This window comes from Paenirhizobium cremeum (assembly GCF_022884085.1).
Classification (GTDB): domain Bacteria; phylum Pseudomonadota; class Alphaproteobacteria; order Rhizobiales; family Rhizobiaceae; genus Allorhizobium; species Allorhizobium cremeum.
Genome location: NZ_JAGGCS010000003.1, coordinates 147,047 through 171,058, shown reverse-complemented (window position 1 = coordinate 171,058; position 24,012 = coordinate 147,047). Strand labels below are relative to the sequence as shown.

General features: G+C 62.2%; 22 protein-coding genes, 1 tRNA gene and 1 riboswitch. Of the genes, 7 read left to right on the top strand and 16 right to left on the bottom strand.

Annotated features, from left to right (window positions below; all coding sequences use genetic code 11):
* Position 1 precedes the first annotated feature (1 nt).
* Positions 2–850 (top strand): RadC family protein, encoded by an 849-nt coding sequence (gene radC, locus J5N58_RS07295; protein WP_113442856.1) that lies wholly within the window; start codon positions 2–4, stop codon positions 848–850.
* 32 nt (positions 851–882) lie between these two features.
* On the opposite strand, the gene recQ is transcribed toward radC, so the two are convergent.
* Positions 883–2,742: a DNA helicase RecQ gene (gene recQ / locus J5N58_RS07290; protein ID WP_113448463.1), complete on the bottom strand. Its 1,860-nt coding sequence runs from the start codon at positions 2,740–2,742 to the stop codon at positions 883–885.
* 181 nt (positions 2,743–2,923) lie between these two features.
* On the opposite strand from recQ, the gene sthA reads away from it, so the two are divergent.
* On the top strand, positions 2,924–4,330 hold the full coding sequence (sthA, locus tag J5N58_RS07285) for a Si-specific NAD(P)(+) transhydrogenase (RefSeq protein WP_112830187.1): 1,407 nt from the start codon (positions 2,924–2,926) through the stop codon (positions 4,328–4,330).
* Positions 4,331–4,451: 121 nt separating this feature from the next.
* A riboswitch (ZMP/ZTP riboswitch) is annotated at positions 4,452–4,533 on the top strand.
* 21 nt (positions 4,534–4,554) lie between these two features.
* Positions 4,555–5,208 (top strand): LysE family translocator, encoded by a 654-nt coding sequence (locus J5N58_RS07280; RefSeq protein WP_113438279.1) that lies wholly within the window; start codon positions 4,555–4,557, stop codon positions 5,206–5,208.
* A gap of 283 nt (positions 5,209–5,491) precedes the next feature.
* On the opposite strand, the gene tig is transcribed toward J5N58_RS07280, so the two are convergent.
* The 4 genes from tig to J5N58_RS07260 all read right to left on the bottom strand — a co-directional run bounded on the left by tig (position 5,492) and on the right by J5N58_RS07260 (position 9,127).
* Complete coding sequence (gene tig, locus J5N58_RS07275) at positions 5,492–6,973, bottom strand: trigger factor (protein ID WP_244710318.1); 1,482 nt, start codon at positions 6,971–6,973, stop codon at positions 5,492–5,494.
* 187 nt (positions 6,974–7,160) lie between these two features.
* Positions 7,161–7,245: transfer RNA gene (locus J5N58_RS07270), tRNA-Leu, on the bottom strand.
* A gap of 191 nt (positions 7,246–7,436) precedes the next feature.
* A complete protein-coding gene (locus J5N58_RS07265) occupies positions 7,437–8,027 on the bottom strand; it encodes a GDYXXLXY domain-containing protein (RefSeq protein WP_244710315.1) in 591 nt (196 codons plus the stop codon).
* Positions 8,024–9,127 (bottom strand): DUF2157 domain-containing protein, encoded by a 1,104-nt coding sequence (locus tag J5N58_RS07260; protein WP_244710313.1) that lies wholly within the window; start codon positions 9,125–9,127, stop codon positions 8,024–8,026. Before J5N58_RS07260 ends, J5N58_RS07265 begins: the two co-directional genes overlap by 4 nt.
* Positions 9,128–9,790: 663 nt before the next feature.
* On the opposite strand from J5N58_RS07260, the gene J5N58_RS07255 reads away from it, so the two are divergent.
* The 3 genes from J5N58_RS07255 to trmFO all read left to right on the top strand — a co-directional run bounded on the left by J5N58_RS07255 (position 9,791) and on the right by trmFO (position 11,919).
* The gene (locus tag J5N58_RS07255) at positions 9,791–9,937 is read left to right on the top strand and encodes a DUF1127 domain-containing protein (RefSeq protein ID WP_112830189.1); all 147 of its coding nucleotides are present in this window, start codon (positions 9,791–9,793) and stop codon (positions 9,935–9,937) included.
* A gap of 260 nt (positions 9,938–10,197) precedes the next feature.
* Entirely contained in the window at positions 10,198–10,341 is a 144-nt protein-coding gene (locus J5N58_RS07250; protein WP_099059989.1) for a DUF1127 domain-containing protein, read from the top strand.
* A 162-nt stretch (positions 10,342–10,503) separates the two neighbouring features.
* Positions 10,504–11,919, top strand: coding sequence for a methylenetetrahydrofolate--tRNA-(uracil(54)-C(5))-methyltransferase (FADH(2)-oxidizing) TrmFO (gene trmFO / locus J5N58_RS07245; protein WP_113339588.1), 1,416 nt, complete (start codon positions 10,504–10,506; stop codon positions 11,917–11,919).
* 22 nt (positions 11,920–11,941) lie between these two features.
* On the opposite strand, the gene J5N58_RS07240 is transcribed toward trmFO, so the two are convergent.
* The 5 genes from J5N58_RS07240 to yajC all read right to left on the bottom strand — a co-directional run bounded on the left by J5N58_RS07240 (position 11,942) and on the right by yajC (position 16,731).
* Complete coding sequence (locus J5N58_RS07240; protein WP_112830299.1) at positions 11,942–12,403, bottom strand: hypothetical protein; 462 nt, start codon at positions 12,401–12,403, stop codon at positions 11,942–11,944.
* A gap of 80 nt (positions 12,404–12,483) precedes the next feature.
* On the bottom strand, positions 12,484–13,338 hold the full coding sequence (locus J5N58_RS07235; protein ID WP_113442859.1) for a phytoene/squalene synthase family protein: 855 nt from the start codon (positions 13,336–13,338) through the stop codon (positions 12,484–12,486).
* A 15-nt stretch (positions 13,339–13,353) separates the two neighbouring features.
* Entirely contained in the window at positions 13,354–13,755 is a 402-nt protein-coding gene (locus J5N58_RS07230; protein ID WP_112830192.1) for an Mth938-like domain-containing protein, read from the bottom strand.
* A 2-nt stretch (positions 13,756–13,757) separates the two neighbouring features.
* The gene (gene secDF, locus J5N58_RS07225; protein ID WP_112830193.1) at positions 13,758–16,310 is read right to left on the bottom strand and encodes a protein translocase subunit SecDF; all 2,553 of its coding nucleotides are present in this window, start codon (positions 16,308–16,310) and stop codon (positions 13,758–13,760) included.
* Positions 16,311–16,380: 70 nt separating this feature from the next.
* Entirely contained in the window at positions 16,381–16,731 is a 351-nt protein-coding gene (gene yajC, locus J5N58_RS07220; protein WP_112830194.1) for a preprotein translocase subunit YajC, read from the bottom strand.
* A gap of 212 nt (positions 16,732–16,943) precedes the next feature.
* On the opposite strand from yajC, the gene J5N58_RS07215 reads away from it, so the two are divergent.
* Entirely contained in the window at positions 16,944–17,816 is an 873-nt protein-coding gene (locus J5N58_RS07215) for an ATP-binding protein (RefSeq protein WP_112830300.1), read from the top strand.
* 66 nt (positions 17,817–17,882) lie between these two features.
* On the opposite strand, the gene J5N58_RS07210 is transcribed toward J5N58_RS07215, so the two are convergent.
* From J5N58_RS07210 to tatB, 6 genes are all read right to left on the bottom strand, one after another.
* Positions 17,883–19,448, bottom strand: coding sequence for a peptidoglycan DD-metalloendopeptidase family protein (locus tag J5N58_RS07210; protein WP_112830195.1), 1,566 nt, complete (start codon positions 19,446–19,448; stop codon positions 17,883–17,885).
* A 167-nt stretch (positions 19,449–19,615) separates the two neighbouring features.
* Positions 19,616–20,257 carry a protein-L-isoaspartate(D-aspartate) O-methyltransferase gene (locus tag J5N58_RS07205; protein WP_414901259.1) on the bottom strand — a complete coding sequence of 214 codons (642 nt, stop codon included), beginning with the start codon at positions 20,255–20,257 and terminating at the stop codon, positions 19,616–19,618.
* Between the two features lie 8 nt (positions 20,258–20,265).
* Positions 20,266–21,039: a 5'/3'-nucleotidase SurE gene (gene surE / locus J5N58_RS07200; RefSeq protein WP_112830197.1), complete on the bottom strand. Its 774-nt coding sequence runs from the start codon at positions 21,037–21,039 to the stop codon at positions 20,266–20,268.
* A gap of 17 nt (positions 21,040–21,056) precedes the next feature.
* Positions 21,057–22,340 carry a serine--tRNA ligase gene (gene serS, locus J5N58_RS07195; RefSeq protein ID WP_112830198.1) on the bottom strand — a complete coding sequence of 428 codons (1,284 nt, stop codon included), beginning with the start codon at positions 22,338–22,340 and terminating at the stop codon, positions 21,057–21,059.
* A gap of 114 nt (positions 22,341–22,454) precedes the next feature.
* The gene (gene tatC / locus J5N58_RS07190; protein ID WP_112830199.1) at positions 22,455–23,276 is read right to left on the bottom strand and encodes a twin-arginine translocase subunit TatC; all 822 of its coding nucleotides are present in this window, start codon (positions 23,274–23,276) and stop codon (positions 22,455–22,457) included.
* The gene (gene tatB / locus J5N58_RS07185) at positions 23,273–23,968 is read right to left on the bottom strand and encodes a Sec-independent protein translocase protein TatB (RefSeq protein ID WP_112830200.1); all 696 of its coding nucleotides are present in this window, start codon (positions 23,966–23,968) and stop codon (positions 23,273–23,275) included. Before tatB ends, tatC begins: the two co-directional genes overlap by 4 nt.
* Positions 23,969–24,012: the final 44 nt, after the last annotated feature.

Genomic DNA, 24,012 nt, shown 5'->3' with positions numbered 1-24,012 from the left:
CATGACCCGCCCGCCGCTTTCTGATCCGCCGGATAACCAAAACTCCGCCGCAACAGAAAGCGGGGCGGACGAGGACACGGCCGAGATCACCGATGAGCGCGGCTTTTTCGCCGAGCAGACGGCCAAGACCGGCAACCTCAAAAAGCGCGCGCCGGTCAGCGAAGTCGTCGATACGGCGGAAACCCATTATCACGGACATCGCGACCGTCTCCGGGCGCGTTTCCGCGATGGCGGCGACGGCGCGCTTGCCGATTACGAAATGCTCGAACTGCTGCTCTTCCGGCTCATTCCGCGACGCGATACCAAACCGATCGCCAAGGCACTGATCGGCCGGTTCGGTTCGCTGGCCGGCGTGCTCGGTGCACCGCCCGCCCTGCTGCAGGAGGTCAAGGGCGTCGGCGAGACCGTGGCGCACGACCTCAAGCTGATCGCCACCGTCGCGCAGCGCATGCTGAAAAGCGAATTGCGCGGCAAACAGGTTCTGGCCTCATGGTCATCAGTGATCGACTATTGCCACTCGGCCATGGCCTACGAGACGACGGAACAGTTCCGCATCCTCTTCCTCGACAAGCGCAATGCGCTGATTGCCGACGAAGTGCAGGGCCGCGGCACCGTCGACCACACCCCCGTCTATCCGCGTGAGGTGGTGAAAAGGGCGCTGGAGCTTTCGGCAACCGCCATTATCCTGGTCCACAATCATCCAAGTGGTGATCCGACCCCGTCGCGCGCCGATATCGACATGACGAAAATGATTATCGACACGGCGAAACCGCTCGGGATTACGGTGCACGATCACATCATCATCGGCCGCGACGGCCATGCGAGCCTCAAGGGGCTGCGGCTCATCTGACCGCGGCCACGGCGTGCCGGGGACAAAATTCCCTAGCGCTGATGCGAACGGATGACGGAGAGGAAATCGTCGCCATATCGTTCGAGCTTCGCCTGCCCGACACCCGAAATTCCGAGCAGCGCATCGCGGCTCGTCGGGCGTTCCGTTGCAAAGGCAATAAGCGTCGTATCGGGGAAGACGACGTAGGGCGGCACGGAAAGCGCCTTGGCGATCTCCATACGGGTGGCGCGCAGCGCCTCGAAAAGCTCCATGTCGGCCCCTTCGAGCGCATTCCTCGCATTGGCCGCGCGAAGGCCGGCGCTCTTTGCCGCCTTGCCCTTGGTCGGACGGTCCTTGCGGAACAGAACCTGCCGTTCGTGCCGGAAGACCGCGCGGGCCTCCGGCTCCAGTTTCAGTGCGCCGAAAGCCTCGTGATCGATGCGTACGAGCCCGGCTGCCAGAAGCTGACGGTAGACGGACTGCCAGGTTCTCGTCGGAAGATCGCGCCCAGCACCGAACACGGGCATATCGACATGACCGAAGCGTATCGTTCTCTCGTTCTCGTTGCCGGTCAGCACATCGATCAGGTGTCCGGTACCGAATCGCTCACCTGTACGGTAAACGGCGGCCAGGGCCTTGATCGCCGCTTCCGTTCCGTCCCAGGTCTCCACCGGTTTCAGGCAGGTATCGCAATTGCCGCAATTGCCGGCATGCGTCTCGCCGAAATGGGCTAGGATCGCCTGTCTGCGGCAGCCGGCCGTCTCGCAGATGGCGAGCAGCGCGTTGAGCTTGGCCCGCTCGACACGCTTGATGTCGTCACCGGCGTTACCGCCGTCAATCATCCGGCCACGCTGGATGACATCGGCCATGCCGTAGGCCATCCAGACTTCCGATGGCAGGCCGTCGCGGCCGGCGCGACCGGTTTCCTGATAATAGGCTTCGACGGAGCCCGGCAGGTCGAGATGGGCGACATAACGAACATTCGGCTTGTCGATGCCCATGCCGAAGGCGACGGTCGCCACGAGGCAAAGCCCCTCCTCCTTCAGGAAAGCGTCCTGATGGGCATCGCGAAGCTCGCGCTCCATGCCGGCATGATAAGGAAGCGACCGCAGGCCTTGCGTGTTCAGCCATTCGGAGGTTTCCTCGACCTTGGCGCGCGACAGGCAATAGACAATGCCGCTCTCGCCCTTGTGACGCCCGAGGAAGCCGAGGAGTTGCTGGCGCGGCTGATCGCGCTCGACAATCTCGTAGGCGATGTTCGGACGATCGAAGGACGTGGTGAAGACCGCGGCCGCTTCCAGCCCCAGCCTCGCGATGATGTCATCGCGCGTATGCGGATCGGCGGTCGCCGTCAGCGCCATGCGCGGCACGCCGGGATAGTCATCGGCGAGCCGGCCGAGTTCCCGGTATTCCGGGCGGAAATCATGTCCCCACTGGGAGACGCAATGGGCTTCGTCGATGGCGATCAGCGCAATGCTTGCCTCGCCGATCATCTCCCGGAAGGCCGGCGTTACGATCCGCTCCGGCGTGACGTAGAGAAGGTCGATTTCGCCGCGGACAAGCGCCCGGCGGATATCGACGAATTCCTCCCGGCCCAAGGAGGAATTCAGCGCTGCGGCGCGCACGCCGAGCTGCTTCATCGCCTCCACCTGATCTCGCATGAGGGCGATCAGCGGCGATACGACGATGCCCACTCCATCGCGGCAAAGCGCCGGGATCTGATAACAAAGGGACTTTCCCGCGCCGGTCGGAAAGAGCACCACCGCGTCGCCGCCGGCGACGACCTGAGCGACGACCTCCGCCTGCCTGCCGCGGAAGGCGGGATAACCATAGACCTGCTTCAGGACAGTGAGCGGATTTTTCGCGCCTTCACGGTCGAACAGGGGATCGGTGCGGCTCTGGGTCAGTTCCATGGAATCGCCTTCTCGGGAAGCCGGCATTATGCACAGTTCATCCGGTGCGGCGAGCCTTTGCGACTTCGCAGGACATGCGGCCGCGCCGATAACGAAACAGTCAGAATGACCTGCTAATTTCTGCTGCAATGCGGCATTTGCCGTTTCCGATTCGCTTTCAGGGGCTTGAGGGACACACCAGATGAACAGTTATGACTTCGTTGTCGTCGGCAGCGGACCGGCCGGACGGCGGGCCGCCATTCAGGCTGCCAAGCTCGGCAAGCGCGTGCTGGTCATCGAGAAGGGCACGCGGGTCGGCGGCGTCTCCGTCCATACCGGCACGATCCCTTCCAAGACGCTGCGCGAGACGGCCCTCAACCTGACCGGCTGGCGCGAGCGTGGCTTCTATGGACGCGCTTATCGCGTCAAGCAGGAGATCCGCGCCGAGGATCTGCGCCGACGCCTGTTGATTACCCTCGATCACGAGGTCGACGTCCTGGAACATCAGTTCGCCCGCAATCGCGTCAGCCAGCTGCGGGGCAAGGCCCACTTCATCGACCCCAAGACCCTTGAGGTGGAAAAAGAGGACGGCGAGGTCCTGCGTGTGCAGACGGAAGCCGTGCTGCTTGCCGTGGGCACCCGGCCCTACCGGCCAGCCCATATTCCCTTCGACGGCACGAACATCCTCGACAGCGACGAAATTCTGGAAATCAAGGAACTGCCGCGGTCAATGGTCGTCATCGGCGCCGGCGTCATCGGCATCGAATATGCGACGATCTTCAGCGCGCTCGATACGGCCGTCACGGTCGTCGAGCCGCGTGATACGATGCTGGACTTCATCGACAAGGAAATCGTCGAGGATTTTTCCTATCAGCTGCGTGACCGCAACATGAAACTGATCTTCGGCCAGACGGTGGAAAAGGTCGAGAAGGAGCCGAGCGGACGCTGTCGGGTGATGCTGCAGAACGGTCGCGTGCTCACCGCGGAACTGGTGCTTTTCGCTGCGGGACGGGTCGGTGCGACCGATCTGCTCAACCTTGAAGCCTGCGGCCTCGAGGCCGACAGCCGCGGCCGTATCAAGGTCGATCCGGAGACCTTCCAGACCGCGGTTCCCGGTATCTATGCCGCCGGCGACGTGGTCGGCTTTCCGAGCCTTGCCTCGACCTCGATGGAACAGGGCCGCATTGCCGCCCGCCATGCCGTCGGCGCGCCGGCACAGGAGCCGCCGCAATATTTTCCCTATGGCATCTATGCCGTCCCCGAAATCTCGACCTGCGGGCTGACGGAGGAAGAAGTCCAGCAGCGCGGCATTCCCTACGAATGCGGTATCGCCCATTTCCGCGAGACCTCGCGCGGCCATATCATGGGGCTCGACAGCGGCCTCCTGAAAATGATCTTCTCGCTGAAGACCCGACGCCTGCTCGGCGTCCACATCGTCGGTGAGGGAGCGACCGAACTCGTGCACATCGGCCAGGCGGTGCTGAACCTGAAGGGCACCGTCGAATATTTTGTCGAGAATACGTTCAACTATCCAACGCTCGCCGAAGCCTACAAGATCGCGGGGCTCGATGCATGGAACCGGATGGGGGAGTTGAAGAAGGAAGCGTGAGTTGGCGGCTGGTTTGCGCTATTGGGCGACGTTGCAAAAACTAGGAAAACAAGTGTCGCTTTAATTGGGAATTTTGTGAGAACGGTATACTTGCCAAGCCAATCTAAAAACAGGATCATGCGCTCGTCCGTGTAACTGGCGAATACAGATGGGACACCATCGGGGAGCACGGAGACACAAAGCCGCTCGCCTGGGCATCCTCCAAAACCGAAAGGAGCATGTCCATGCCTGAGACAACCGTTTTCTTTGGGATTCTCGGTGCTCTCCTGATTGGGGCCATCAGCCCCGGTCCGAGTTTCGTTCTCGTATCCAGAATCGCCGTTACCGCATCCAGACTCGACGGACTTGCCGCCGCTCTCGGCATGGGGCTTGGTGGGGCCTTGTTCGGGGCCGTGGCGCTCGCTGGACTAAGCGCGCTGTTGCTTCAGGTCGAATGGCTCTACATGACCCTGAAGCTCATGGGTGGGGCCTACCTTCTCTATCTAGGCATCCGCATCTGGCGCGGTGCGAGCGCGCCCCTTTCGGTCGATATGGCGACGACCTCCGAGAGAAAATCGGTGCTGCGATCCTTCACCTTCGCGTTCGCCACGCAGATCAGCAACCCGAAAACTGCTATCGTGTATGGAAGCATTTTCGCTGCCATGCTGCCGGCTTCCCCGCCGCAATGGCTGCTGTTCACTCTTCCTCCGATGATCTTCTTTGTCGAAGCGTCGTGGTATGCGATCGTCGCGCTTGCGTTTTCTGCCAATAAGCCGCGCGCCGTCTATCTCCATTCCAAAACATGGATCGACCGGGTCGCGGGTGCTGTCATGGGCGCATTGGGCGTTCGGCTGCTCGTGGAGGCTATGCAGTCGCAGAAATCCCAAGTTTTGCCCTAATCGGCCAACGGCTAAATCTCAAGGGATATTTCTGTCGCGAAAGTCCGGTGCAAAAGTCAGCCTTTCGCGACCGACATTTGCGACACTTTACGGCTATTGCTCCGACGGCGGATGGCCGCTTAGGGGGCTGAACTCAGACAGCAGCAGCAGATACTTGGATGTCCGCTTCTCCTTTCGAGACCCTGACGTCGAACAGTCCGCATCCGGCTCCATAGCCGCCCTCCAACGAAAAAAGCCGCCCCACCGGGCGGCCTTTCCACATGTCCGTTCGATAATTCGAAGATTATTCGGCGTCGCCTTCGGCGGCCTTCTTCTTCGGAGCAGCCTTCTTCTTCGGAGCGGCTTCTTCGCCTTCGGCAGCGTCTTCAGCCTTGGCAGCAGCCTTCTTCTTCGGTGCAGCCTTCTTGGCCGGCTTGTCGCCTTCCTCGGCTTCGTCGTCAGCCAGAAGCTCTTCCTTGGAGACCTTCTTGTCGGTGACGTCGATTTCGCTCAGCAGCTTGTCGATAACCTTTTCCTCGAACAGCGGGGCACGCAGCGAAGCGGCAGCGCCGGGGGTGTTGCGGAAGAAGTCGAGGATCTGCTTTTCCTGGCCCGGGAACTGCTGGAGCTGGGCGAAGAGCGCCCGCTGCATTTCGTCGTCGGAGACTTCTACGCCGCCCTTCTCGCCGATTTCGGAGAGAACGAGGCCGAGGCGAACGCGACGCTCGGCCAGTGTGCGATATTCCTCGCGCGCCTTTTCCTCGGTCGTGTCTTCATCTTCGAAGGTCTTGCCGGACTGGGCGAGATCGGTGTTGATCTGGCGCCAGATGTTTTCGAACTCGGCATCCACCAGCTTCGACGGGGCGTCGAACTTGTACATGGCGTCGAGCTGGTCGAGGATCTGGCGCTTGACCTTCTGACGGGTGACGTTGCCGTACTGGCTCTCGATCTGGCCGCGAACGATTTCCTTGAGCTTTTCGAGCGATTCGATGCCGAGCTTGGAAGCCAGTTCATCGTTAATCTCGACAGCGGCAGGCGCTGCGACTTCCTTGACGGTGACGTCGAAGGTGGCTTCCTTGCCGGCCAGGTTCTTCGCCGGATAGTCTTCCGGGAAGGTCACGGTGATGGTCTTTTCGTCGCCGGCCTTGACGCCGACGAGCTGGTCTTCGAAGCCCGGGATGAAACGGCCGGAGCCGAGAACCAGTTCGGCGTCAGAGTCGGTGCCGCCGTCGAAGGCAACGCCGTCGACCTTGCCGACATAATCCATGGTGACGCGGTCGCCGTCAGCGGCCTTGCCCTTCTTGGTTTCGAAGGAACGGGCGCTTTCGGAGATCTTGAGGATCTGTTCGTTGACTTCGTCTTCGGAGACGTCGACGACTTCGCGCACGACCTTGATGCCGGAAACCGGCTTCAGCTCGATCGGCGGCAGGACTTCATAGGCCATGGTGAATTCGAAGTCGGCCTGGGCGGTCAGGATCTTCTCGGCTTCGCCCTCGTCCTCGGTCATGGCGATTTCCGGCTGGGTCGCCGACTTTTCGCCGCGTTCCGAAAGGATCGAGGTCGGCTTCTCGCGGAGGATCTCGTTGACGAGGTCAGCCATGATGGACTTGCCGTACATCTTCTTCAGATGTGCGACCGGCACCTTGCCCGGGCGGAAGCCGTTGATGCGGACCTTGTCCTTGGCTTCGGCCAGGCGCTCGTTCATGCGAGCTTCCATGTCCTTTGCCGGAATGACGACCTTGATTTCGCGCTTCAGCCCTTCAGCGAGCGTTTCGATAACCTGCATGTTCATACCTTCATGTCGTGGCGGCCGTGCTCGGACAGCCGGTTGTTTCCCTGAGCACGACGCCGGAATTCAAAGATTTCCCGGGCGTGGCTGCGACGCAATCCTCAAGCATTCTGCCAGGCAATATGGCGCAGAGAGCGACGTGAACGGCTACCTTTCCGTTCCGCATCTACCCGCGCGGCAAACCTGGTGCGGGTAGAGAGACTTGAACTCCCACGCCTTGCGGCACCAGAACCTAAATCTGGCGTGTCTACCAATTTCACCATACCCGCGTCCAAGAGAACCGCATGCTGCCCTCAGCATGGCCCCTCCGGAGCGCGCGTCTCTATATCACCCGTTTTTATACACGCAAAGGAAAAATGACAGGCAAAGCCCGGCTCCCACGGGAATCAGCCGCAGTCACCGGTGGTGCGGCGGCCAAACATTGTCGCGAACAGGACCGGACAAATCGCAGATCGAGGGCTCAGTAGAGCGGTTCTTCATAGAGCGACTTGCCATCGATGCGCAATTCACGGATCTGCCCAAGGCCGTCCGCGCCGACCCGCACGGCAACCGAGACGGCGCCCTCGTTGCGTTCTTCCTCGATCGCCCGCCCCTCGCCTTCCGGCACGTAATAACGCTCGATTCCGTAATCGACCCGCAGGCTTCCCTCGGTGTCAGCGGCCAGCCTGTATGTCTGGAACGGCTGGGTATGCATGACAACCGTTCCTTCGACGAGCGGCAACTCTGCGAAGGAGGCCTCGTCCACCACCCAGAAACCATCGGCTCCAGGCTTGAGGCGAACATTCATCTCCACCCAGTCATAGGGTTCCGGCCTGTCGCCCTTCACCAAGGCGAGGGGTATCGTGGAAATATCATAGGAAAGGACCACGTAATCGCCGCGCAGCAGATCGCGGGGATCGACCGGCGCGGTCTTCAGCAGGATCTCCGCTCCCGAACGCAGGACGGAAGCGCGTTTCTCGATCATCGCAGCCAGCACCGCCGTCTGCACAAGGGAGAGAACCGCGGCTATCGCGAGATAACGGACAAGCGGACGGCTGAACATCCGGGTCATCGGGCGACCTCCCCATCCTTTCGGGCGAAGAGCTTTTCAAGCTTCACCACAACGAAGGCCAGCGCGGCGACGACAAGTCCCGCCAGCAGGAAGAAGGCGGAAGTGCCGAGCATGGAATCGATGGTCACGAACGACAGGTAAAGGACCTCCGCCGCAAAGATAACATAGGCGAGATAGCGAACGGCGCCGTTGTCGCGTCCTTCCAGCGAAAGGGCGAGCAGCGTCGTGCCGATAGTCAGCAAGGCGAGCAGAGCCAGTTCGCCGCCCTCCGTCCAGTGAAAATGCAGGAGGCCCAGGCCGAGCGACGTCAGCACGAAGCTGTAGAAGGCCGGGGAAGCGCCCCGCCGGCGGGCAAGGGCCGAAACCGGTGACTGCGGCAGCGCCACCGCCAGGAAGGCCAGCATACCCACAACCACGAACAAAAGCGCCACCGCCAGGTCGGCATGAAGCGAATAGAGCCACACGCACCAGGACAGGAGAAGAATATAGATGAGATGCCGCGACCGCTCGGCTCCGCTCCATTGAGCGAGCGCTGCCAGTACAAGGCCTGCGGCGGGCGGCCAGAAGGCATAGCCCCCCCTCCATTCCGCTTCATATTGCTCGAGATAGGTGCCAAAAACGACAAAGGCCAAAAAGCCTGCGAAAACGGTGAGAGCCGCGGAGCGGAATGCCGCCGCCGAGGCCACCGTCATGGCAAACCACAGCAGCATGGCATCGAGCGTGTCGCCGGAAAGGTGATAGAGCTGGCCGATGAGTGCGATCGCTCCTCCGAAACTCGCCGCCCCCAGAACCAGCAGCGCAGCACCGAACCGGTCCGCGCCACGGCTGAAGGCGAGCGCCGCGGAAAGGTAGAAAATCCATATCAGCAGAATGACGCCGAAGACCTTGGTGAGACGCGGTATGTCCTGCCAGTTGGCGGCAATCAGAAGCAGGATCGACGCGGCGATCAGCACGGCCGCGAGAATCATCAGCACACCGCCGACGCTGAAGGAGGACTTGCGGGAATCGAGTTCCTTCAGCAAGGCTTCGGCGGTGGCGGAGGGAATCATTCCCTTGTCCACCCAGATCGCAAGATCCCGCGTCAACCGTCCCCGATACATCGATCCCCCCAGTTGTCACCATCCAGCGAGAAGCGGCCGGAAAGTGGTTCCCGTTCTTTTCCTACAGTCTGTTCCGAGCCCGAGAGAAAGACAATCACCAAAACGCCGGATCATGTCAGGCAATGTCCATGCAAGATATGCATGGCTTCCATGAAGATATCGCACTGCACAAAACCAATCTTATGCGGTAGATAATAATCAACAACGATCACGAAGGATCAAACGGTTCCGTGATCGTTCGGTGGATGATCCACCAGATAGCTTCGACCTGTGCACTCCTCCTCCCAGCACAGCGTCGATTTGACCGGCGACACTCCTCCTCCCAGTCGCTGGTCGCTCAAAATGACGCTCACCGGACCTCCTCCCCCGGTGAGCGTTATTTTTTTGCCCTCCACACCGTCATCGGGCAGTCGCTCGTCCCGACCCGCCGGTCGTGTGCCGCGCAAAACGAGGCACGCCTCACTCCTCCATGAACCGTCAATGCTGCATCGGTCGCCGAAAAATGCAGCAGTTTACCCTTTGCTAACCACTGCCTTATGCATCTTCCGCATAGGTGTCATACAGGTTTGAGCCTTCATCTCTTTTGCGTCGCAGCATATATTAGCGCCATGAGATCACGAGGCGCCCGAAAGAGGAGCGCCGCAGATAGGAAAGAGGCATATCATGAACTTCGCTCGCTCGCTGAACAACTGGCGCAAGTACCGTCAGACCGTAACCGAACTCGGCCGCATGAGCGACCGTGAACTTCGCGACCTCGGCATCGGCCGTGAGGACATCCGTCGCGTTGCCCGTCAGGCTGTTGCCGGCTAATCCCGCCAGCATTCAGACCTTGAAAAAGGCCTCCCGTTTCGGGGGGCTTTTTTATTTGCCGCACGTTTTCTCAGATGGCCGAAACCCGTGCCTATTTCTTGTCCTCTGCCCCCATATTCGGCACATCCCTGCACAAATGCATAGCAGTCGCTTATAATTTGCACTGCACAATCTTGTTTTACAGGCGTATAAGAGGGCCAATCGCTGATGCGGAATGAGCCGCAGGACCAGCGCACAAGATCACATCCGAGGAAACGACCATGAACCCGATCCGCATTGCAAAGAACTGGATTAGCTACCGCCGCACGATGGCCGAACTGGGCAATCTGTCCAACCAGGCTCTCTCCGACATCGGTATCACCCGTTACGAAATCCGTAACATCGCTTCGCGCTCCTTTCGTTAATCGATAAGGTTGCTGCGTAAGCTTCGTGAACGGCGCCATCCGGCGCCGTTTTTGATTCCGGGGTCTTCCAATTCCGGGCCTTTTGATTTCTGGGCCTTTTGATTTCCGGGGCCGGAATGGAAATGATTGGAAGCGGGACCGGCCCGTGATAAGCAGCCGCCCATGACAAACACCACGATTTCCCCAATTCACGTCATCGGCGGCGGGCTCGCCGGTTCGGAGGCCGCCTGGCAGGCCGCACAGGCCGGTGTCCCGGTTATCCTGCACGAGATGCGCGGCGTGCGCGGCACGGACGCACACAAGACGGACAGCCTTGCCGAACTCGTCTGCTCCAACTCCTTCCGCTCCGACGACGCGACATCGAACGCGGTCGGCGTGATCCATGCGGAAATGCGGCTTGCCGGCTCTCTCATCATGGCCTGCGCCGACAAGCATCAGGTTCCGGCCGGCGGTGCGCTTGCCGTCGATCGCGACGGCTTTTCCGACGCCGTCACCGCGGCCATCTCCTCGCATCCGCTCATCACCGTCGTGCGGGAGGAAATCCGAGGCCTTCCGCCAAAGGACTGGGGCCTGACAATCGTCGCGACCGGCCCCCTCACCTCGCCCGATCTTGCGGAGGCCATCCGTGCGGAAACCGGTGAGGATGCGCTCGCCTTCTTCGACGCCATCGCCCCGATCGTCTACCGCGACAGCATCGACATGGAGATTTGCTGGTACCAGTCCCGCTACGACAAGGTGGGACCGGGCGGTACAGGCAAGGACTATATCAACTGCCCGATGGACGAGGCCCAGTACAATGCCTTTGTCGATGCCTTGATTGCCGGCGACGCGGTGGGTTTCAAGGAATGGGAAGGCACGCCCTATTTCGACGGCTGCCTGCCGATCGAGGTTATGGCCGAACGGGGCCGCGAAACGCTGCGGCACGGGCCGATGAAACCGATGGGCCTCACCAATGCCCACAATCCGACCGTCAAACCCTATGCCGTCGTGCAGCTTCGTCAGGACAATGCGCTCGGCACGCTTTACAATATGGTGGGTTTCCAGACGAAGCTCCGCTATGGCGCCCAGGCCGAAATCTTCCGGATGATCCCCGGCCTCGAAAATGCGGAGTTCGCCCGCCTCGGCGGACTGCATCGGAACACCTACATTCACTCGCCCGTGCTGCTCGATCCGTCGCTGCAACTGAAAAGCCGCCCCGGCCTGCGGTTTGCCGGCCAGATCACCGGCTGCGAAGGCTATGTGGAAAGCGCGTCCGTGGGACTGCTCGCAGGCAGGTTTGCCGCAGCGGAACGCAAGGGCGAGCCGGTCCGGTTGCCGCCGGCGACGACGGCGCTCGGTTCCCTGCTGAACCACATCACCGGCGGGCATATCGTCAATGATGAGGAACCGGGCAAGCGCTCGTTCCAGCCTATGAACATCAATTTCGGCCTGTTCCCCGAACTCGAACCGGGCTCGATCGTCAAGCCGGAGGGCGTCAAACGCTTTCGCGGCAAGGACAAGACAATCATGAAGCGGCAGCTCATCGCCGCCCGCGCGCTTGCAGACTGCAAGGCCTGGCTCGAGACTGGCGACCGCTGAGACTTTCCTGTTCCGGTGAAATTCAGCCCGTTGGCAGCGCGCCGGCAGACGGCGCGTCGCGTCCGGCCGGAGCGACGTAATTCCCAAGAAGCCAGAGCGAGACTTCGGCTGCTTCCGCCGGCGTGGCAAAGGTGAAGTCGCCATTGTGGAAGGGTGCGTCGAGGAATTCGATCGAGAAGCCACGACCATCGGGCAGATCGCGCACCCGGACTGTGCCCGGCTCGATCAGATGGCAGGCATAGTGGCCCCGGAGACTGCGCATGAAGCCCGCCTTGTTGTCATGCAGGCGCACGAAAACGGCCTTGCCATCCGCCGTGGCATGCAGGCTGCGGATCGCCTCCTTGGGAAAAGCGCGGCCGAATTCCATGATGGCGAGGCCCGTGTCATGCAGATTGTCCTCGGCGGCCCGCTTCGTCATGCGCGTCGAATAATACGCGAAGACCGCGACCAGTCCGAAGATGAACGTCCAAGTGACCAAGCTCACGCCATGCCTCCAAATCCAGGCCGGTTTTCCGGCGGCGGACGAAGCGATAACAGACGAGCCTTGCGCGAATTTGACCGCGATCAGAATCGCCCGGCATAGGCCGCGCGCATCATCCTCAGTTGCCGGCGCCATTGGGCCGGCCTGATGTCCCGTTCGAAGATGCCGGCGCCAGCGCTCCGGGCGGCGAGAAGGACGGGCTCCGCCAGCGCCACCGGCAGATAGGCGGCAACGAGACTGCGCGGCAGTCTGCCGCCGCTGCGCGCCTTGCGCAAGTGGTCGAGGCCTAGACCGGCGAAGGCTTCGATCGCTGCCGAAATTCGCTCGCGATCGCTCCCGGCGAGAAAACCATCCCGATCGAGACCGACAGCCGAAAGAATCTGCAGCGGCAGGAAAAGCTGGCCACGGGCGCGATGGCCCGGCATCAGCAGCAAGGCGCCTGCAATCGCCTGGGCAACGCCGGCATGACCGGCGATATCCGCGCAGGAAGGCGAAGCCGCCGGATCGAGCACCAGGCTCGCAAGCTGGACCAAGGCGGCTGCCGTCTCTCCGGCATAACCTTCCAGCATCGCCGTCGTTTCGACCGGATCGTCATAGAGATCGAAAATCCGCGCATCGACCATGGACTGAAGCGCCGCGACCGGCAGGCGATGTTGCTCGACGGCCTGAAGCAGGGCTGCGGCGATGGGGTTTGCCTCTGTCGAGCCGTGTCCGGCTCCGGCGAGGAGATCCCGCCAGTATTGCAGCCTCACCTCGCCCGGCAGGGGTTCACGCACCAGATCGCGGATCCGGGCGATTTCCGCGTTGAAGGCGTAGAGCGCCGCCAGCGCTCCGCGTTTTTCCACAGGCGACAGCAGACAGGCGAGATAACGGTCTCTGTCCGTCTCACGCAGTGCCGCAAGAGCGAGGTTGTCATTCGTCGACAGTTGCTGGCTCACTGAGCTTCCGCTTTCTCAGACGGCTATGAGTGCAGCGGCGACCGCCCGCTGTTCGGCCAGCATGATATTGTAGGTGCGCACGGCGGCGCCCGTGCCCATCGGATCGCTGGAAATGCCCCGCGCCTTCAGTGCAGCCTTGAGATCGGCGGGCAAGGGACGAAGCTGCTTGCCGGTTCCGACCAGCAGCACTTCGATATCCCTCGATTCCTCCAGGACGCGCTCGAATGCGGCAAGCGTCAGCGGCGCGCCCTCCTCCATATCCCAGCCATAGATGCCGGAAGGCATGAGCAACAGGGAACCGCGATGGGACATGTCGGCGAAGCGGAAACCGCCATTGCCGTAGGCGTCGATCGGCGCCCGGCCGGGAAAATGCGCCTGCCGGACGACGATGCCCTTGCCTGTCGGCCCGAGCGCCACCGTCAGGCCTCGACCTTACCGGAGACAGGACGCGCCTTGTCGACATCTTCCTTCTGGAAGGCCTCGGGACGCAGGCGGAAGGCGATCAGCACGGGCGCCGCGATGTAGACCGACGAGAAGGTGCCGACGATGACGCCGAACAGCATCGCCAGCGTGAAGGAGGAGATCACCTCGCCGCCGAAGAGATAGAGCGCCACCAGCGCCAGGAAGGTGGTCGAACCGGTCAACACCGTACGCGACAGCGTCTGGTTGATCGAGGTATCGATCAGGACGTTGAGCGGCATCTTCTTGTAGCGCCTGAGGTTTTCACGCATTCGGTCATAGACGACAACGGTGTCGTTGAGCGAATAGCCGATGATGGTCAGGATCGCCGCGATGCTCGTCAGGTTGAATTCGATGCCGAGGAAGACGAAGAGGCCAAGCGTCAGGATCACGTCGTGCAGGGTCGCGATGATCGCGCCTACGGCGAACTGCCATTCGAAGCGGAACCAGATGTAGATCAGGATGAAGATCAGCGACACGCCGACGCCGATGGTGGCGCTCCTCGTCAATTCCCCCGAAACGGCCGGACCGACCACCTCGACACGGCGGAACTCATAAGCATTCTCGAGCTCGCCGCGAACCAGCGTGATCGCCGACTGCTCGGCATTCTCGCCGCCCTCCTGCGCCTGGATGCGGATCAGAACGCTCGACGGATCGCCAAAGCCCTGGGCCTGGATTTCCCCGAGGTTGAGTTGGCTCAGACGGTCGCGGATATCGGCGATATCGGCTGCGCCGTTGCGCGCCTTCACCTCGATGATCGAGCCGCCCTTGAAATCGATGCCGAGGCTGAGGCCGATCGTCATGAAGCCGATGACGGAAGCGAGCGCCAGCGCACCCGCGACCGCGAATGTGTAGCGGCGGATCGCCATGAAGCGGATGTTCTGGGCGTCGAAGATGCCGGTGCGGATACCCTTCGGCAAATGCTTCGGCCTGCGCCAGCGATACCACATCGCCATCAGCCAGCGCGTCATGGTGAAAGCCGTAAAGACGGTCGTCACGATACCGACGGCGAGCGTCACGGCAAAGCCGCGCACCGGGCCGGAACCGAGGAAGAAGAGAACCAGCGCGGCGATCAGCGTCGTCAGGTTGGCGTCGACGATCGTCGCGAAGGCCTTGTTGAAGCCCGTGTCGATGGACTGGATCAGCGATCGGCCGCTTTTGACCTCTTCGCGGATGCGCTCGTAGACAAGAACGTTGGAGTCGACCGCCATGCCCATGGTCAGCACGATACCGGCGATACCCGGCAGGGTGAGCGTTGAGCCGAGAAGCGTCAGAACGGCAAGAATCATCACGACGTTGGCTGCAAGCGCGATATTCGCCATCACACCGAAGGTGCCATAGAAACCGAGCATGAAGAGCACGACGAAGATCGCACCGATGCCGCTTGCCGTGACGCCGGCATTGATCGAATCCTGGCCGAGGCCCGGGCCGACGGTCCGTTCCTCGACGACCGTCAGCGTCGCCGGCAAGGCACCGGCACGCAGGAGAACGGCGAGATCGTTGGCGCCCTCCACCGAGAAATTGCCGGAGATCTGGCCGGAACCGCCGATGATCGGCTCGCGGATGACCGGCGCCGAGATCACCTGGTCGTCGAGAACGATGGCGAAGGGACGACCGACGTTCTGCTGCGTCGCCTGGGCGAAGCGTTGCGACCCCTTGCTGTCGAAGCGGAAGGTGACGACCGGCTCGTTGGTCTGCTGGTTGAAGCTCGCCTGCGCGTCGACCAGATTCTCGCCGGAAACGAGCGCACGCTTTTCGATCAGATAGGGAACCGCCGGATCGTCGGTGGAATAAAGTACCTCCGACGTCGCCGGCGGACGGCCGTTGATCGCCTCAACGACCGGCATGCTCGTGTCGACCATGTGGAAGGAGAGCTTGGCGGTCTGGTTCAGCAGCGATTTCAGGCGCTGGGGGTCCTGTAGGCCGGGAACCTGAACGATGATGCGATCGTTGCCCTGCCGCTGGATCAACGGCTCGGTGGTGCCCAGCTCGTCGACGCGCCGGCGAACCACTTCCATCGACTGTGTCAGTGCCGAAGAGGCGCGGTAATCGATACCGGCGTCGGTAAGATTGAACCGGAGGAGCGTCCCGTCCTCGGTCAGCGTCGCCTCCTGGATGGAGCCGCCGGTCAGTCCGCCGACGCTCACGGGCGCGGTAATGTTCTCCAGCGCCTTCTTGGCCGCTTCGACCTTATCGGCATCCGTGATGCGGACCTGGATCTGCTGGCCCACGCCGGAAAGGCCGGTATAACGAATGCCCGCGTCACGCAAGGCGGCGCGGATATCGCTGACCGTCGTTTCGAGACGCTCCTTGACGATGTCGGCGCGCTCGATCTTGAGCATGATGTGGGAACCGCCCTGCAGGTCCAGGCCGAGCGTCACCTGCCTGTGCGGCAACCAGGACGGAAGAGAGCGAAGTTGTTCCTCGCTGAAAACGTTAGGCAATGCCACCAACACGCTCACCAGCACGGTGAGCCAAATGAAGATCGTCTTCCAGCGCGAAACGTATAGCATGTAACTCTCGAAATCAGAGGTTTGCTTCAGCGGACGGAAGCCGGCAGCACCGGCCTCCTGCCCGGCAGCATCAGGAGGCCGAAGCCTCGGTCTTCACCGGCTCGCCCTTGACGCGGACTTCGGCAATATAGGTGCGCAGCGCACGGACCTTGACGCCTTCGGAAATCTCGACCTCGAGTTCCTTGTCGTCGACGACCTTGGTGACCTTGCCGACGATGCCGCCACCCATGACGACCTGGTCGCCGCGGCGGATGGAGGACAGGGTTTCCTCGCGCTTCTTCATCTGCTGGCGCTGCGGACGGATCAGCAGAAAATACCAGATCAGCATCAGCGGCGCGAAAAGGAACAGCATTTCGAGACCGGAGCCGAATGCACCGGTTGCAGCAGTCCCTTCTTGGGCGAAGGCTTCAGTAATGAACATCAATAACTCCCTAGACAAGCCAAGCGCACGGGCAGCCGCGGCCCCCCGCATCAGGTCGCCGGAATATAGTGACCGGCCCTGCGAATGCAACAAAAACAGCGGCGATGCGTACCGTTTTACCGCCTCTTACCCTTTCGAGCCCGAAAACGCCATGGTAGCGCCGGGGAAAACCGTGAACGCACTTGCCGGAACAAACCTGGGAGGGAATCGTGATGTCCGAAGACATCAATCTTTCGCTGCTCGCTGAACTGCGCCGGCTGACGGCAGCCGTCGAACGGCTGGCCGGCCCCGGCACCGCCGAAAACGACTGGGGCGCCGCCGACTGCTTCGTCTGGAGCCCGGCGCGTCAGGAACTCCAGCCCGTGAAACGGCCGAACCGCATCGCGCTCAAGCTTATCCGCGGCGTCGATCACGTCCGCGATATCCTGCATGAAAACACGCTGCGCTTCGCCGAGGGCTATCCGGCCAACAACGTGCTGCTCTGGGGCGCACGCGGCATGGGCAAATCCTCGCTGGTAAAGGCGGTCCACGCCGACGTCCTCGCCGAGACCGGCATCTCGCTGAAACTCGTCGAGGTGCACCGCGAGGACATTGCCACCCTGCCCGCGCTTCTCGACATCGCCAAGGATGTGCCGCACCGGGTCATCGTCTTCTGCGACGACCTGTCCTTCGATCACGACGACACGGCCTACAAGTCGCTGAAGGCGGCACTCGACGGCGGCATCGAGGGCCGGCCGGACAATGTGCTTTTCTATGCGACATCCAACCGCCGGCACCTGCTTCCGCGCCACATGATGGAGAACGAGCAATCCACCGCCATCAACCCGTCGGAAGCCGTCGAGGAGAAGGTTTCGCTTTCGGACCGGTTCGGTCTCTGGCTCGGTTTCCACAAGTGCAGCCAGGACGACTATCTCGCGATGATCGACGGTTATGCCGAGCATTTTTCCCTGCCGCTCGACAGCGAACAGCTTCACCGCGAGGCGCTGGAATGGGCCACCACGCGCGGCGGCCGCTCCGGCCGCGTCGCTTGGCAATATATTCAGGATCTCGCCGGGCGCCTTCGCGTCAGAACCGACCACGCCTGAAAATGCCCTGAACGAGAAAAGGTCCGGATTTCCGGACCTTTTCAACGCCTGCCTGGGACGCAATACCTATTCCAGGAAAGTCATCGGGTTGACCGGGGTCGCATCCTTGCGAACCTCGAAGTGCAGCATCGGGCGCTTGATGTTGCCGCTCATGCCGGAGGTGGCGATCTGCTGGCCGCGCTGGACCTTCTGGCCGCGCTGGACCGAAAGCGCATCGGCGTGTCCGTAGACGGTGACCGTTCCGTCGTCGTGGCGCACCAGGACGGTATTGCCCAGTTCCTTCAGGCCGTTGCCGGCATAGATGACCACACCGTTTTCGGCAGCCTTGACCGGCGTGCCCTGCGGCACGGAGATGTCGATGCCGTCATTGCGCTTGCCCTCGACGTTTGCGCCATAACCGGCGACCACCGCACCGCGGACCGGCCAGCGATACTTGCCGATGCCGGTGGCTTCGGGGGCATCTTCCTTCGTATCGACGGAGGCGACTTCGCTGACGGACTGGGTGGCGGCCGGCGGCTTATATGCGGCCGGCGCGGGCTTGGTGTCCTTCGTCGGGACAGAAGCGGTCTTGACCGGGTCGGCAGCGGGCGTCTTTTCCGGAGCGGAAGCCACCTGGCTCGATGCGCCCGGCATCTTCAGCTTCTGGCCGATGCGGATGTTGCCGTCGGTGATGCCGTTCGCTTTCTTGAGGGCATCGACGGATACACCGTTCGCCTTGGCGATCTTGTTGAGGGAATCCCCCGGCTTGACGACATAAGCACCGGGTGCGGCGCCGGCAGCGGCGTCCGATTTGCCGGTGGCGCTCGATGCGACCGCCTGAGACTTGTCGCGCGAAGTCGGCGTGCTCGGCAGGACGGCGACGTTCTGTTCCGGCGATTGCGGCGCCAGCGGCTTCTGACCGTTGACCGGCAGGCCGGAAGCATCGGCCGCAGCACGGGCGGCGTTCTTCTGGCCGGCGAGGGACGGAATGATGACGAGCTGCCCGGTGGCGGCGTCGGAGGCGTGGCTGAGGCCGTTCGCCTTGAGGATTTCGCGTTCCGGCACGCCATAGCGCTGCGCCAGCGTCGCGATGGTTTCGCCGGACTTCAGCGTCACGCGGGTGGCGTTCGCCGTCGTCCAGCCGGAAGCCGGGCGGGTGGATCCGGTGGACAGGTCATCCGCATTCAGGTTGCGCGGCGGAGCGCCGAGGCCGGCCGTCTGCGTATTCTTCGGCGTCCCGGGGAAAGGCTGGGCGAGAGCGGCCTGACGATCCGCGTCGCTCGACGAACCGGAGGGAGCCGCAAGCTCGGCGCGCTGAACCGAAACCGGAGCGGCGGCGCTGCGGGCAACCGACGGCGCGCTTGTCGTTGGATAGGACGACGGAGCCGAAGGATAAGGCTGACTCATGGCCTGCTGGCGGGTGGTGTAATCGGGCTGGGCGCCGGCGATATCCTGGGTCGGCATCGGCTGCTGGCCATTCATGCCGGTAATGTGCCGCCTCGGCGTCGAAGCCGTGGTCATATTGTCGGTATTGAATACGGAACTGAAGCGGGTCGCATCGGAACTGCAACCGCTGGCAACTCCAGCCAACAGCATTGCCACAGCGATACGGGCAACTGGCAGTCCGGCTTTCGGCGATACACTTTGACGCATAACTCGACCCACATTCTACGCAACTTGATGTGATTTGATTAAAGCGCGTTAGTGTTACCGGGCGGTTAACTTGCAGGAATCGCTGTGAATAATTTCGAAAAGGCGCACATTCATCGGTAGCCGCGTCCACCGACGCGCAATCGCGCTCCCGCTTGCGCCACAGGATTTCAGAGAAAGGAAGCGATCTTCGGCATCAGCGGCAGATAAGGCGCCTCGAACAGATCTTCCCGCTCGAAACGGCTGCCGGTCTTGATAAGGCGCACCATTACGCAGGTATTCTCGCCGGTCACCAGCGGTGCGAGGAACATGCCGCCAGAGACGAGTTGCTCGGCGAAGAAGCGCGGCATGGCCGGAAAGGCGGCGGTCGAAAGGATGCGGTCGAAGGTCCCCTCGCCCGAAAGACCGTTGCTGCCGTCCGACTGGCGCAGCACGACATTGCGCAGGCCGAGATTGTCAAGGCGCTGCTGGGCTCCTGCGATCAGCGTCTTGTAGCGGTCGATCGAGAGAACCCGTTCGGCAAGCCTGCCGAGCACCGCCGACATGAAGCCGCTTCCCGTGCCGATCTCCAAAACCCGCTGACCGGGTTTCACCTGCAGCAGCGACAGCAGGCGGACGGCAAGGTCGGCACCTTCCATGAAGGCGCCGCATTCGATCGGGATCGAGCGGCTGGAATAGGCGTCCTCGGAATATTGCGGGGGCACGAAGAGCGAACGGGGCGTCTGCTCCACCGCCGTCAGGAGATCGAGATCCGAGATCCCCTCCGACCGGAGCCTGAGAACGAGGGCCGCAAAACCCTCCTTTTCCAGCATGCCCGACTTCAACCCGCCGCTCCGAAACCGAGCGCCTTCGCTAGACGATCCTGCGAGGCATAGTCCGTCATGTCCAGCTTGAGCGGGGTCACGGATATCTTGTTGGCCTTGATGGCCTGCAGATCGGTTCCCTCGCGAAAACGGCTGCCGCGGTCGCCGAAGCGGAGCCAGTAATAGGGAAAACCCCGGCCATCGGCACGCTGCTCGACTTCGAGGCCGAAATCGAGCTTGCCCTGCGCCGTGACCTCGATGCCCTGCACTTCGGCGGGCGCACAGCGGGGAAAGTTGACGTTCAGGAACGTGCCATCGGGAAGATCAGCCTCGATCAACTGCGCAAGCAGCTTGGGACCAAGGGTCTCCGCGACTTCCCAGGGAATGACCCGGCCGCCATTGTCGTATTCGTAAAGCTGGCTGAGGGCGACCGAACGGACACCCTGCAGCGTCCCTTCGATGGCGCCGGCCACGGTCCCCGAATAAGTCACGTCATCGGCGAGATTGCCTCCCGCATTCACACCGGACAGAACCAGGTCGGGCTTGCCGTCGAGAACCTCCCGCACTGCCATGATGACGCAGTCGGTCGGCGTACCGCGCAGCGCAAAACGCTTGTCGGCCACCTTGCGCAGACGCAGCGGTTCCGAAATGGTCAGCGAATGGGCAAGGCCGCTCTGGTCGGATTCCGGCGCGACGACCCAGACATCGTCCGAAAGCGTCCGGGCGATGCGTTCCAGCACGGCCAGACCCTCGGCGTGGATGCCGTCGTCATTGGTCAGGAGAATGCGCATACCGTATCTCCCCTGTTTCAGGCTGCCTTCTCGATCTTCTTCAGTCCGCCCATATACGGCAGCAATGCGTCCGGAATGGTGATCGACCCGTCTTCGTTCAGGTAGTTTTCCATGACCGCGATCAGGCAACGGCCAACCGCCGTGCCGGAACCGTTCAGCGTATGCACGAAGGTCGTGCCCTTGCCGTCCTTGCCGCGATAGCGCGCATTCATACGGCGGGCCTGGAAGTCGCCGCAGACTGAGCAGGATGAAATCTCGCGATAGGTGTTCTGCCCCGGAAGCCAGACTTCGAGGTCGTAGGTCTTGCGCGAACCGAAACCCATGTCGCCGGTGCAGAGCGTCATCGTGCGGAAATGCAGGCCGAGGCGCTTCAGCACTTCTTCCGCGCAGGCCGTCATCCGCTCGTGCTCGTCGATGGAGCTTTCCGCATCGGTGATCGAGACGAGTTCGCATTTCCAGAACTGATGCTGGCGAAGCATGCCGCGGGTGTCGCGGCCGGCCGAACCTGCCTCCGAGCGGAAGGACGGCGTCAGCGCCGTAAAGCGCAGCGGCAGCTTTTCCTGCTCGAGGATTTCGCCGGACACCAGATTGGTGAGCGTCACTTCGGCCGTCGGAATCAGCCAGCGGCCGTCCGTGGTCTTGAACAGATCTTCGGCAAACTTCGGCAACTGGCCGGTGCCGTACATGGCCTCGTCGCGCACCATCAACGGCGAAGAGACTTCGGTATAGCCGTGCTCCGTCGTATGCAGATCCAGCATGAACTGGCCGAGCGCCCGCTCAAGCTTGGCGAGAGGGCCCGTCAGGACCGTGAAACGCGAACCCGACAGCTTGGCGGCCCGTTCGAAATCCATGTAGCCGAGCGCTTCGCCGATTTCGAAATGTTCCTTCGCGGGATGGTTCCAGCCGGGTCTCTGGCCGACCACGCGGGCAACCACGTTGTCGTGCTCGTCCTTGCCCACCGGCACGTCGTCGAGCGGAACGTTCGGGATGCGCGAAAGCTGGTCGGCAAGCTCGGCCGAGACGCGACGTTCTTCTTCCTCGGCCGCCGGCATGGTGTCCTTCAGCGCCGCAACCTCTGCCTTCAGCTTTTCGGCAAGCTCGGCGTTCTTCTGCGCCATCGCCGCGCCGATCTCCTTGGAGGCGGCGTTGCGGCGGGATTGCATGTCCTGAAGCGACTGGACCACGGCCCGACGCTTTTCGTCGAGCGCAATCAGTTGCGCAGCCAGTGGCTCGGCGCCGCGCTTGGCCAGCGCAGCGTCAAGGGTCTCGGCGTTTTCACGGATCCATTTGATATCAAGCATCGTCGTTCCAGGTCGTCTTGCGGTGATCGTCGGATCGGACCTGGCGGGCGCCCTGTCCGGCCCCATGGATGCATGCTCGCGATGGAAAAGGCCGGGGAAGCGAAGGCTGTCGCCCTATTCGCCCTTCTCGCCTGCCTCGCCCGCCGGAACGAGCGCGTCCGCTTCCGAAGCCCGCCGGCGCTCCACGAGTCGTGCAGCATAGATGGCTACCTCGTAGAGAAGGATGGTCGGCAAAGCAAGGCCGATCTGGGACATCGGATCGGGCGGCGTCAGCACCGCGGCGATGATGAAGGCGACGACGATGAAGTACTTGCGCTTCTCCGCTAGCCACGTGCTTTCGAGGATGCCGACGCGGGCAAGCAGAGTGGTCACGACGGGCAGCTGGAAGACCAGCCCGAAGGAAAAGACCAGCGTCATGATGAGGCTCAGATACTCCGAAACCTTGGGCATCAGAGAAATCGCCACCTCGCCCTCGCCCGGCGCCTGCTGCATGGCCAGGAAGAACCACATCACCATCGGCGTGAAGAAGAAGTAGACCAGTGCGGCGCCCATCAGGAAAAGGATCGGCGAAGCGACCAGGAACGGCAGAAACGCCGCCCTCTCGTTCTTGTAAAGACCCGGCGCCACGAACTTGTAAATCTGGGCCGCGATCACCGGAAAGGCGATGACCATGGCGCCGAACATGGCGACCTTCACCTGGGTGAAGAAGAATTCCTGCGGCGCCGTGTAGATCAGTTCGGCCTTGCCGACGTCGAGGCCGGCCCACATCACCGCCCACTTGTAGGGAATGACAAGCAGGTTGAAGAGCTGCTTGGCAAAGGCGAAGCATGCGATGAACGCGACGAAGAATGCACCCAGCGCCCAGATGAGGCGGGAGCGCAGTTCGATCAGATGCTCGATCAGCGGCTGCGGCTTGTCTTCGATGTCGCCGCTCATGCACGGTCCTCGGTCTTTGTCTTGCGGGGTTTGCTGGTCCTGGCCGCCTTGACGGGCGAAGCCTCCGCGGCAGCCTTGGGAGCGGCAGCTTTGCGGGTCCGCTTGGCAGGTGCTGCGGCTTCGACAACGGGTGCCGGAACAACGGATTCAGCGGGCGTCTTTGGTTTCCGGCTGCGGCTTGTCGGCTTGGCAGCGGAAGCCTTGACCGTATCAACACCGGTAGAAGCGGATGTCGCCACTGCTGCGGGAGCAGCGGCCGGTGCGGCCGCCGGCGCCGGCTGCGAGAGATCGGATGGCGTTCCGGACAGCGGAGCCGGTATTTCCGGCAGGATGGATGTCGCCTCTTCCAAGGATGCAGCGTCCGACGGCATCACGCTCTTGTTATCGGGCTTCGTCGCCTTCTGCAGGTCGGCCTTGATCTCATTGCCCATCTGGCGCAGCGGATTGATCGCGTCACGCAGGGAGGACGCGGGATTGAGCTTTCGCGCCTCATCCACGCTCTGACGCAGATCGTCCAGTTCAGCTTCCCGCAGGGCCTCGTCGAACTGGGCGCGGAATTCCCCTGCGGTGCGACGAAGCCGCGCCGTCATCTTTCCGAAGGCACGGATCATCGGCGGCAAGTCTTTCGGCCCCACCACCACGATCAGAATTACCGCGATGACGAGCAACTCGCTCCAGCCTATATCCAGCATCAAAAGGCTCCCGACGCCATATTCCGAGACCGCCGAGCGGCCGT